At 59.8% G+C, this 12,163-nt stretch carries 7 protein-coding genes; 5 read left to right on the forward strand and 2 right to left on the reverse strand.

The genetic code is table 11. The features are described 5' to 3' along the window. Positions 1-247: 247 nt before the first annotated feature. From aceE to msrA, 5 genes are all read left to right on the forward strand, one after another. Positions 248-2,893, forward strand: a complete 2,646-nt coding sequence (aceE, locus tag QLG12_RS09690) for a pyruvate dehydrogenase (acetyl-transferring), homodimeric type (protein WP_011332129.1) — start codon at positions 248-250, stop codon at positions 2,891-2,893. Between the two features lie 11 nt (positions 2,894-2,904). Beyond that, positions 2,905-4,866, forward strand: coding sequence for a dihydrolipoyllysine-residue acetyltransferase (gene aceF / locus QLG12_RS09695; RefSeq protein ID WP_282474383.1), 1,962 nt, complete (start codon positions 2,905-2,907; stop codon positions 4,864-4,866). A gap of 278 nt (positions 4,867-5,144) precedes the next feature. Next, positions 5,145-6,542 carry an alkaline phosphatase D family protein gene (locus tag QLG12_RS09700; RefSeq protein WP_282474384.1) on the forward strand — a complete coding sequence of 466 codons (1,398 nt, stop codon included), beginning with the start codon at positions 5,145-5,147 and terminating at the stop codon, positions 6,540-6,542. A 238-nt stretch (positions 6,543-6,780) separates the two neighbouring features. Continuing rightward, positions 6,781-9,477: a GGDEF and EAL domain-containing protein gene (locus QLG12_RS09705; RefSeq protein ID WP_197869266.1), complete on the forward strand. Its 2,697-nt coding sequence runs from the start codon at positions 6,781-6,783 to the stop codon at positions 9,475-9,477. Between the two features lie 104 nt (positions 9,478-9,581). Then, entirely contained in the window at positions 9,582-10,247 is a 666-nt protein-coding gene (gene msrA, locus QLG12_RS09710; RefSeq protein ID WP_074689601.1) for a peptide-methionine (S)-S-oxide reductase MsrA, read from the forward strand. A 62-nt stretch (positions 10,248-10,309) separates the two neighbouring features. Here the strand turns inward: msrA and rlmJ are convergent, their stop codons facing one another. Next, positions 10,310-11,146, reverse strand: a complete 837-nt coding sequence (gene rlmJ / locus QLG12_RS09715) for a 23S rRNA (adenine(2030)-N(6))-methyltransferase RlmJ (RefSeq protein ID WP_282474385.1) — start codon at positions 11,144-11,146, stop codon at positions 10,310-10,312. Between the two features lie 656 nt (positions 11,147-11,802). Then, positions 11,803-12,114, reverse strand: a complete 312-nt coding sequence (locus QLG12_RS09720) for a hypothetical protein (RefSeq protein WP_064382875.1) — start codon at positions 12,112-12,114, stop codon at positions 11,803-11,805. Positions 12,115-12,163: the final 49 nt, after the last annotated feature.

Below are 12,163 nucleotides of genomic sequence, written 5' to 3' on the forward strand. Positions count from 1 at the left end.
TTCGGATGGCCAAAGACCAACCTTAACGATTATTCTCACAACGCAGTCGGAGGCCACAAGCCTTTCATCTGTAGTTTTACTACTCGTCTATACATTCGAAAGGCTGAAATGCCGGATGATTTGTAGTAAAACTACACGCCGCCGGAACAACCTGTCGGCAATCCAAGAATTTTAAATCGTCTGCCCACAAGGCCAGTCGCAAACTCAGGCAACCGATTCTGGAAGCCTTTCCGCCCTGGAGCAAGCCATGCAAGACCTCGATCCCGTCGAAACCCAGGAATGGCTGGACGCCCTGGAATCGGTTCTCGACAAAGAAGGCGAAGACCGTGCTCACTATCTGATGACCCGTATGGGTGAACTGGCGACCCGCAGCGGTTCGCAGCTCCCTTACGCCATCACCACGCCTTACCGCAACACGATCCCCGTTACCCACGAAGCACGCATGCCTGGCGACCTGTTCATGGAACGCCGCATTCGCTCGCTGGTACGCTGGAACGCGATGGCCATGGTAATGCGTACGAACCTGAAAGATTCTGACCTGGGTGGTCACATCTCCAGCTTCGCTTCCAGTGCGACCCTGTACGACATCGGCTTCAACTACTTCTTCCAGGCCCCGACCGATGAACACGGCGGCGACCTGATCTACTTCCAGGGCCACACCTCGCCAGGCGTCTACGCCCGCGCATTCATGGAAGGCCGCATCACCGAAGACCAGATGAACAACTTCCGCCAGGAAGTCGACGGTCAGGGCCTGTCGTCCTATCCGCACCCTTGGCTGATGCCTGACTTCTGGCAGTTCCCGACTGTTTCGATGGGTCTGGGCCCGATCCAGGCGATCTACCAGGCACGCTTCATGAAGTACCTGGAACACCGCGGTTTCATCCAGCCGGGCAAACAGAAAGTCTGGTGCTTCCTGGGCGACGGCGAGTGCGACGAGCCGGAATCCCTGGGCGCCATCTCCCTGGCCGGCCGCGAGAAGCTGGACAACCTGATCTTCGTCATCAACTGCAACCTGCAGCGCCTCGACGGCCCGGTTCGCGGCAACGGCAAGATCATCCAGGAACTCGAAGGCGTGTTCCGCGGTGCTCAGTGGAACGTGACCAAAGTCATCTGGGGCCGTTTCTGGGACCCACTGCTGGCCAAGGACGTCGACGGCATCCTGCAACGTCGCATGGACGAAGTCATCGACGGCGAGTACCAGAACTACAAAGCCAAAGACGGCGCATTCGTGCGTGAACACTTCTTCAACACGCCTGAACTCAAGGCGATGGTTGCTGATCTGTCCGACGACGAGATCTGGAAACTCAATCGTGGCGGCCACGACCCGTACAAGGTCTACGCGGCGTACCACGAAGCGGTCAACCACAAAGAACAACCGACCGTCATCCTGGCCAAGACCATCAAGGGTTACGGCACCGGTGCGGGCGAAGCGAAGAACACCGCGCACAACACCAAGAAAGTCGACGTCGACAGCCTGAAGCTGTTCCGCGACCGCTTCGACATCCCGGTCAAAGACGAAGAGCTGGAAAACCTGCCGTTCTTCAAGCCTGAGCCAAACAGCGCCGAAGCCCGTTACCTGGCCGAGCGCCGCGCCGCACTGGGCGGTTTCGTGCCTCAGCGTCGCGCCCAGAGCTTCAGCGTGCCGACTCCGGATCTGGACACCCTCAAGGCGATCCTCGACGGTTCCGGCGACCGTGAAATTTCCACCACCATGGCGTTCGTGCGGATCCTCGCGCAACTGGTCAAGGACAAGGAAATCGGCCCGCGCATCGTTCCGATCATCCCGGACGAAGCCCGTACCTTCGGTATGGAAGGCATGTTCCGTCAGCTGGGCATCTACTCGTCCGTCGGCCAGCTCTACGAGCCAGTCGATAAAGACCAGGTGATGTTCTACAAGGAAGACCAGAAAGGTCAGATCCTTGAAGAAGGCATCAACGAAGCGGGCGCCATGAGTTCCTTCATCGCCGCCGGTACTTCGTACTCCAGCCACAACCAGCCAATGCTGCCGTTCTACATCTTCTACTCGATGTTCGGCTTCCAGCGTATCGGCGATCTGGCCTGGGCTGCCGGCGACAGCCGTACCCGTGGCTTCCTGATCGGCGGCACCGCCGGCCGTACCACCCTGAACGGTGAAGGCCTGCAGCACGAAGACGGTCACAGCCACCTGCTGGCTGCCACCATCCCGAACTGCCGCACCTACGATCCGACCTACGGCTACGAGCTGGCGGTGATCATTCAGGACGGCATGAAGAAGATGACCGAAGAGCAACAGGACATCTTCTATTACATCACCGTGATGAACGAGTCCTACCAGCAGCCAGCCATGCCGGCCGGTGCCGAAGAAGGCATCAAGAAAGGCATGTACCTGCTCGAAGAAGACACCCGCGATGCGGCGCATCACGTACAGCTGATGGGCTCAGGCACCATCCTGCGTGAAGTCCGTGAAGCGGCGAAGATCCTGCGTGAAGAGTTCAACATCGGCGCCGATGTGTGGAGCGTCACCAGTTTCAACGAACTGCGTCGCGACGGCCTGGCCGTAGAGCGCAGCAACCGTCTGAAACCAGGCCAGAAGCCTAAGCGCAGCTACGTCGAAGAGTGCCTGAGCGGCCGTAAGGGTCCGGTCATCGCCTCTACCGACTACATGAAACTGTTCGCCGAGCAGATCCGTCAGTGGGTACCGTCCAAGGAATTCAAAGTCCTGGGCACCGACGGTTTCGGCCGCAGCGACAGCCGCAAGAAACTGCGTCATTTCTTCGAAGTCGACCGTCATTTCGTGGTGTTGGCAGCCCTGGAAGCACTGGCTGACCGTGGTGATATCGAACCTAAAGTCGTGGCCGAGGCCATTACCAAGTTCGGCATCGACCCGGAAAAACGCAACCCACTGGACTGCTGAGGAGAAACTCTGTGAGCGAACTCATTCGCGTACCTGACATCGGCAGCGGTGAAGGTGAAGTAATCGAACTGTTTGTGAAGGTCGGCGACCGTATCGAAGCCGACCAGAGCATCCTGACCCTGGAATCGGACAAGGCCAGCATGGAAGTGCCGGCCCCGAAGGCCGGCGTCATCAAGAGCCTGAAAGTGAAGCTGGGCGATCGTCTGAAGGAAGGCGACGAACTGCTGGAACTGGAAGTCGAGGGCGCCGCGCAAGCGGCCCCTGCTCCGGCCGCTGCGCCTGCCGCCAAGGCTGAAGCGGCACCGGCCGCCGCGCCTGCACCGGCTGCGCCAGCCGCTGCCCCTGCTGCCGCTTCGGTTCAGCAAGTGCACGTGCCGGATATCGGTTCGTCGGGCAAGGCCCAGATCATCGAGATCCAGGTCAAGGTCGGCGACACCGTCGAGGCTGATCAGTCGCTGATCACCCTGGAATCCGACAAGGCGAGCATGGAAATCCCGTCGCCTGCCGCTGGCGTGGTCAAGGCCATCAGCGTCAAGTTGAACGACGAAGTCGGCACCGGCGACCTGATCCTGGATCTGGAAGTGGCGGGTGCTGCGGCCCCTGCTGCTGCCGCTCCGTCCCAGGCCGCTGCTCCAGCCGCTGCCGCTGCTCCGGCGCCGGCCGCTGCACCTGCCGCACCGGTTGCCGACAGCGTTCAGGACATCCACGTTCCGGACATCGGCTCGGCCGGCAAGGCCAAGATCATCGAAGTGTTGGTCAAGGCTGGCGACAGCGTTGAAGCCGACCAGTCGCTGATCACCCTGGAATCCGACAAGGCGAGCATGGAAATCCCGTCGCCTGCCGCCGGCGTGGTGGAAAGCATTTCCATCAAGCTGGACGACGAAGTCGGCACTGGCGATCTGATCCTCAAGCTGAAAGTCAAAGGCGCCGCTCCGGCTGCTGCCCCGGCTCCAGCTGCCGCTGCTGCACCGAGCGCTCCGGCGCCAGCTGCTGCTCCGGCTGCCGCTGCACCTGCTGCCGCCGCTCCGGTTGCTGCTCCAGTCAAGCCTGGTGCGAAAGTTCACGCCGGCCCTGCCGTGCGTCAACTGGCTCGCGAATTCGGCGTCGAGCTGAGCGCTGTCGGCGCCAGCGGTCCGCACGGTCGCATCCTGAAAGAAGACGTGCAGACTTACGTCAAAGCCATGATGCAGAAGGCCAAGGAAGCACCGGCCGCTGCTGCTGGCGCAACCGGTGGCGCGGGCATCCCGCCGATTCCGGTCGTCGATTTCAGCCGTTTCGGCGAAGTCGAAGAAGTGCCGATGACCCGCCTGATGCAGGTCGGCGCCGCCAACCTGCACCGCAGCTGGCTGAACGTGCCACACGTAACGCAATTCGACTCGGCGGATATCACCGAGCTGGAAGCGTTCCGCACCGCACAGAAAGCTGTCGCAGAGAAGGCCGGCGTCAAACTGACCATCCTGCCGCTGCTGCTCAAGTCCTGCGCACACCTGCTCAAGGAACTGCCGGACTTCAACAGCTCGCTGGCACCAAGCGGCAAGGCGATCATCCGCAAGAAATACGTAAACATCGGCTTCGCCGTCGACACCCCGGATGGCCTGCTGGTACCGGTCATCAAGAACGTCGACCAGAAGAGCCTGCTGCAACTGGCCGCCGAAGCCGCTTCCCTGGCTGAAAAAGCCCGGACCAAGAAGCTCTCGTCGGACGAGATGCAAGGCGCCTGCTTCACCATTTCCAGCCTCGGCCACATTGGCGGCACCGGCTTCACGCCGATCGTCAACGCGCCGGAAGTGGCGATCCTCGGTGTTTCCAAGGCAACCATCCAGCCAGTCTGGGACGGCAAAGCCTTCCAGCCGAAACTGATGCTGCCACTGTCGCTGTCCTACGATCACCGTGTGATCAACGGCGCCGCTGCCGCACGCTTCACCAAGCGTCTGAGCGACCTGCTGGCGGACATCCGCACCATCCTGCTGTAAAGCGCTCGGCCCTCCGGCAACGGAGGGCCGACTGCGTTCCACGTTTTCGAGCGCCACACGCTCGTACCTCAACCCCGTCAGTTTGGCGGGGCTTTTTTTTGCCTGGAATAACTGTCGCCTGCACTTTTCCCACAACTTGCGCTGATATAGGCCACGACTTCAGTCCACTTCAAATTGATATTTTTCAGCGACAGGCAACTAACCTTGGCGCATCAAAGTTGCACCGACAAACGAGGCAACTTTATTACCCACCAACACTTATTCGAATGGATTCGAACATGCTGAAACCTACTGTCGGCCCGATCGTTGGCCACACAACAACTAATCAGGCGCGGATCTTTATTCGCGGCGGACTGCAACAGAACACTGCCATATTTGCCGGCATTCGTTACCGACCATTGGACTCGAAACAATGGCAGACGGGGCAGTTTGTAAAACTTGATTCAACTCGCGACATGACTGAAGTGCTGGTGCTCGATCATTTGCAAGCCGACACGGACTACGAATACCAGACCGGCTGGTTCAGCCCGATGAGTCCTGTCCATACCATCCACAGCGTGGCGGAGTTGCCGCTGCAATGGCCACGGGAAACCTATCGCCTGCGCACCCGCAGCAGCCAGCCCTTGCAGCCGCGCGCCTACATCCTCGGCTCCTGCCGTTACCTGCGCATGACCGCCGGCATCCCGGTGCTGCCGTATCCGGGCGACCGGATCTTCGCGTCCATCAGCCAGTTGATCGAGGGGGCACAACCGGCAATCAGCGCAATCATGATGTGTGGTGATCAGATCTACGCGGACGATTTGAACTTGTTAGCCCCGGATCGCGACTATGACGAGATCATTGCAAAGTATCGTGCGGCGTTTTCCCTGCCCAATATCCGCCGACTGATGTCCGGCACTTCGACTTACATGATTCTTGATGATCATGAAATAGAGGACAACTGGCCAATGAACGCCGAAAAGTCCGACGACATACTGTTTCGCAATGCAATGGCGGCTTACGAAATTTATCAAGCAAGTCATAGCCCGATCTGCTCGACAACAACTAACGGCACAATCGACCGAACTTCACTGAAGCACTACTGGTATCAATTCAGTGATGGCGATATCGAATGGTTTGTGACGGACAGTCGAACTCGCCGCAACTTGTCGACCGACAACCGCCGCATCCTCGACGAAGAACAGGAACAGGCCCTGTGCAAGTGGCTGGTCGAAAGCCCGGCGCGGGTCAAGTTCGTGGTCACCAGTGTCATGTTTTACCCCGACCGCAAAATGAACGGCGATGATGCCTGGGCGGGTTTCCCTGAACAGCGCCTGCGTCTGCTGGAAATCATCCGCCTGCATCGGATCAGGAACGTCGTGTTCATTTCCGGCGACGTGCACGGCTCGCTGACCAGTCGCCTGAGCCACAGCGAAGACCCTGACTTCGAAGTGCACACCGTCGTGTCTTCACCGCTGAGCAACAGCAAACTGCTGCCCTACGCCACCGCCGCCACCTTCATTCTCGATCAGCCATTGACGCAGACCGAGGCAGGCGAATACCGGCACGCGCTGACCAGCCAGGTCGTCAGCCAGGACAACTTCGCGCACATGGTGGTCGAGACCGGGCGGATCCAGGTCAACTATCACGATCGGGATGGCAGGCACCTGCAATCCATCGATATTCCGTTGCAATGAATCCAGCGGCACGACCGTTCCGGATGCCGAAAGGCTCTGGAACGGTACTCTCCACGCCTAATAGCATTAGTTTCCGGCTACCGCTGGAGAAATGTTCACTGCAGCCGACATATTCTTATAGCACTTGGCCTTCATGTCTCTTGTCAGTCGGTGCCGCAATGATGCAACCTTGCCGCAGGCAACAGTAAAGAGGGCGCGAGCCCGGCGCGTTCAGCAAATTTCCAAGCGAGTTCCCTTCATGAAGAGCCAACCCGATGCCGCCAGCCGTATGGTGGCCGAGGTAGTGACGCAGTTGCCTGTGCCCTCGCGGCTCGGCATGCTGCGTTTCGAGCGCTTGAATGAAGCCAGTTGGGCCATGTTGTTTCTCGATCCCAACTGTGAACGCCAGTTCGGCCAGCCCGCCGTCGAGCTCTGCGCCCTGGTCGGCTCGCCCTACGCCAGCCTGATGGAGCCCGAAGCGCGCTATCAACTGCATGATGCGATCCAGCAACAACTCGGCCAAAGCCCGCATTACCTGGTGCGCTACACCCTGCACACCGCCGCCGGTGCTCTGAGCATTCTTGAGCTCGGGGAAGCCTACAGACAGCACAACCGCCACTTGCTGCGCGGTTACCTGCTGGCGGTCGACGATGTGTTCGACGAGGCACCTTCGCTGCCGTCCGTCGACCTTGAAACCCAGAATTCACGCCTGCAAATCGCCCTTGAGCTCAATCAGCGTGCCCAGCAGGAACAACTGCAGCATCTGGAACGGGTGCGCGCCCAACAGGACCTGATCCTGTTGCTGGCCCGCCAGCGCTACAGCAGCCAGAACTCCCTGCAAGAAGCCGCCGAACTGATTACCCGCTGCGCCTGCGATATCTACGAAATCGACTGTGCCAGCCTGTGGAACCTCGAAGGCCAGAAGTTGGTGCCGATTTCGGCGTACCACCGTGCTACCCAGGAATACATCCTGCCGGACGTGATTGATGTCAGCGGCTTCCCCGATTACATGGAAGCCTTGCACGGCAGCCGCGCCATCGACGCGCACAATGCGATGCGCGACCCGCGTACCCGGGAAATGGCCGAAGCCCTGCGCCCGCGTGACGTCAACGCCATGCTCGACGCCAGCATCCGCGTCGACGGCCAGGTGGTCGGCGTGTTGTGCCTGGAGCAGACCGGTGTCACCCGCGCCTGGCAGTCCGACGAAATCGCCTTTGCCGGTGAACTGGCCGACCAGTTCGCCCAGGTCATCAACAACCACAACCGCCGCACCGCCACCAGCGCCCTGCACCTGTTCCAGCGCGCGGTCGAGCAGAGTGCCAACGCCTTTTTGCTGGTCAACTGCGACGGCGTGGTCGAGTACGTCAACCCGAGCTTCACCGCGATCACCCAGTACACCACCGAGGAAGTCCACGGCCAGCGCCTCTCGGAGCTGCCGGCCCTGGAAAACCTCAGCGAGTTGCTGTTCGACGCGCCCTCCGCGCTGGCCAAAAGCAATAGCTGGCAAGGCGAATTCAAGAGCCGCCGGAAAAACCTCGAACCCTACTGGGGCCAGTTGTCGATTTCCAAGGTCTACGGCGACAACCGTGAGCTGACGCACTACATCGGCATCTACGAAGACATCACCCAGACCAAACTGGCGCAGCAGCGCATCGAGCGCCTGGCCTACACCGACAACCTGACCAACCTCGGCAACCGGCCTGCATTTATCCGCAATCTGGATGAACGCTTCGCCCGTGACAGCGATACCCCGATCAGCCTGCTGCTGGTGGACATCGACAACTTCAAGCGGATCAACGACAGCCTCGGTCACCAGACCGGCGACAAACTGTTGATCAGCCTGGCCCGACGCCTGCGCAACAGCCTGAGCCCGAGCGGCAGCCTGGCGCGGTTCGCCAGTAATGAATTCGCGGTGTTGCTCGACGACACTGACCTTGCCACCGGGCAGCAGATCGCCAATCAATTGCTGGCGACGCTGGATAAACCGATGTTCGTCGACAACCAGTTGATCAGCGTCACCGGTTCCGTGGGCCTGGCCTGCGCGCCGCTGCACGGCCGCGACCCGCAGACCCTGATGCGTAACGCCGGCCTCGCCCTGCACAAGGCCAAGGCCAACGGCAAACACCAGGTGCAGGTGTTCACCGAAGCGCTGAACGCCGAGGCCAGTTACAAACTGTTCGTTGAGAACAACCTGCGCCGCGCCCTGACCCAGAATGAACTGGACGTGTTCTACCAACCCAAGCTGTGCCTGCGCAGCGGTCGTCTGCTGGGCATGGAAGCGCTGCTGCGCTGGAATCATCCGGAGCGCGGCATGATCCGCCCGGATCAGTTCATCAGCGTCGCCGAGGAAACCGGCCTGATCATTCCGATCGGCAAGTGGATCGCCCGTCAGGCCTGCCGCATGAGCAAAGCGCTGACCGCCGCCGGCATGGGCAATCTGCAAGTGGCGATCAACCTGTCGCCCAAGCAGTTTTCCGACCCGGACCTGGTGGCCTCAATCGCCAACATCCTCAAGGAAGAAGCGCTGCCAGCCAATCTGCTGGAACTGGAACTGACCGAAGGCCTGCTGCTGGAAGCCACCGAAGACACCCACTTGCAGCTCGACCAGCTCAAGCGCCTGGGCCTGACCCTGGCCATGGACGACTTCGGCACCGGTTACTCGTCGCTCAGCTACCTGAAAAAATTCCCGATCGACATCATCAAGATCGATCGCAGCTTCATCCACGAAATCCCGGACAACCAGGACGACATGGAAATCACCTCCGCCGTGATCGCCATGGCCCACAACCTGAAACTCAAGGTCGTGGCCGAAGGCATCGAGACCGCCGAGCAACTGGCGTTCCTGCGCCGGCACCGCTGCGACGTCGGCCAGGGCTACCTGTTCGACCGGCCGATTCCGGGCGGCGAGCTGATCCAGGCGCTCAAGCGCTACCCGCGCGGCCCGCTCTGCCTGTAAATCCCAAGGCAGTACCCGCACATTTTGCCTAGTGATTAACGGGGCATCATTGGGCACACTGGCGGTCAGACTTTTACATCCCATCCTGACTGAGAGGAACGATCATGGTTCTGCGCTCGGAAATTCTGGTGAACAAAAACGTGCTACCGACTAAAGAACAAGCTCTGCCTGGCCGCGAAACCCCGATGGCCCTGCCTGAAAAACACTTTGTGTTCACCGAGACGCCGTTGCTTGGTCCGTTCTTTCAGGACGTCGACTTCGCGATCTTCGGCCTGGGCTGCTTCTGGGGTGCCGAGCGCCGCTTCTGGCAGCGCGAAGGCGTGGTCAGCACCGTGGTCGGTTACGCCGGCGGTTACACGCCAAACCCGACCTACGAAGAAGTCTGCTCGGGCCTGACCGGCCACGCTGAAGTGGTGCTGGTGGTGTTCGACAAGGCCAAGGTCAGCTACGAAGAGCTGCTGGCGATGTTCTGGGAATTGCACAACCCGACGCAGGGCATGCGTCAGGGCAATGACATCGGCACCCAGTACCGTTCGGTGATCTACGCGACCCATCCGGAGCAACTGGAGGCGGCGTTGAAGAGCAAGGCTGTTTATCAGGCCGAACTGTCGAAGGCGGGTCTGGGTGAAATCAGCACCGAAATTGAACAGGCGCCGACGGTTTACTTCGCCGAGGCCTATCACCAGCAGTATCTGGCGAAAAACCCGGAAGGCTATTGCGGGATTGGCGGCACTGGCGTTTGCATGCCACCGAGTCTGGCAGGAAACTAAGCTTCGAGCTGCAAGCTGCAAGCCTTACGCTGGCTTTAGCTTGCAGCTTGTAGCTTGTAGCTTCATTCCGCTATTAGCCAATCCATCTGCCACCCACCCTGGGTCTGCCCCAGCTTCTTGGACAGCCACGGCAGCAGCTCACGCAATTCTTCCTCCAGCCCCCACGGCGGATTGGCAATCGCCAGGCCAGAGCCGTTAAGGCTGTTCGGCGTGTCCAGCGGATGCACCAACAGCTCGACACGCAGCAGTTTCGGCGCACCAGTGCCAGCCAGATCCTGATAGAAACGACGCAGCGCGCGCTGATCCTTCACCGGGTACCAGATGGCCGCCACGGTTTGGCGCATCCGCGAGATCGCCTCTTTCAGCGACGCCGCACAACGCTGCATCTCGTCGAGCTTCTCGAACGGCGGATCGATCAGCATCACCGCTCGCTTCTCGGCCACCGGCAGCAGCGCCCGCGCCACATGCCAGCCCTCGCCCAGATGCACGGCCACACGGCGGTCGCCCTTCATGTTGTCCTTGAGCAGTACGCCGTCTTCCGGGTGCTTCTCGTTGAGCAACACGCGATCCTGGGAACGAGTCAGACGCCGCGCCAACTCCGGCGAGCCCGGGTAATAACGCAACTGGCCATCCGGGTTCATCTCGTGCAGCACTTTCATGTAGTCCGCGGTCAGCGCCGGCAGATCCGGCTGATCCCACAACCGCGCGATGCCTTCCAGGTACTCGCCGGTACGATTCGCCTGATCACCCTGCAGGTCATACAGACCGATGCCGGCGTGGCTGTCGAGATAGGCAAACGGCTGCTCCTTGCGCGACATCAGGGCGATGAGGCGGGTCAAGGTCAGGTGTTTGAACACATCGGCATGATTGCCGGCATGGAAGGCGTGACGATAATTCATGGCTGCTCCTGCGAGGGCCGTGAAGTTTACCTTTTACCGGGCGGCAAGTCAGGGGTTGGGGGCTGAGTGGGTGACAACCCTCCAAAAGCCCCTGATAAAACGGGACTGCAATGAGTGGAGTCGCCCGACCAATTTAGCGCGGCATTAGCCTGATTCCGACGACCGGTTCCTTTTTAAATGGAATCACGACCTCTGCCTGTCAACTTTGACAGTATCCATCCCACCGAAAACAACACCTAATCAGGTGACAGGACCAGCGTTCGTTAACGCTTGTAATGTTTCAATCCATTGCAAAGAGGATCGTCATCAATGGCACAATCTATTACCACCACATCAGGTACTGGCACTGTTGCGAAAGTCTCAATCGGCCCAGGCCCGATCCCGGTATCTCAGGCGCTTGGTCAGGATTCCATCATCAGCGTAACCCTTGATAACGGAGGTGGAACATTTGACGCAAGAACGCAAACACCGCCGTCCGTAATCGCTGGAGACAGAGTCAGGGTTACGATCACCGATGGCCCGATGGGAAAACTCATAAGTGAGGTTACAAAAATCTGAAAAAACAAATGGAGAGAGCTTGTTTGGCGCGCTCAAGCGGTACGGTGCGATAAGCCGACAAGCTCCCTCGTCTCAAGGCTATGTCTCGCCTACTAAAGCTACGAGCGTAGTCGCTTGCCAATCACATCCAACACATCACAACCATCACGCAGCGGAATCACGCAGAGCTGGGCGAAGTCGCTGAGGATGACGGAGTCGCACTCGACCGAGCCGCGCATGCACATGTTTTCCAGGACCTGGATGACCGCGCGGATGCGGTAGTTGGCGGCGTCCATCAGGATGTCGAGCGGGGCATGAGTGTCGATGAACAGGGTGGGCATGTCGTTGCAGTTGCTGGTCAGCGCCATGAGGCGGTTGTCGGGGTGGGGGATGAAGGGTTCGTAGGGTGGATCAGGTTTCAATGTTGGCACTGGAATGACTCCTAACGTATTGGGTGGTGCCGCCAACTCTCACTTCCAC

The sequence above is a fragment of the Pseudomonas sp. V88_4 genome (genome assembly GCF_029967985.1).
Classification (GTDB): domain Bacteria; phylum Pseudomonadota; class Gammaproteobacteria; order Pseudomonadales; family Pseudomonadaceae; genus Aquipseudomonas; species Aquipseudomonas glycinae.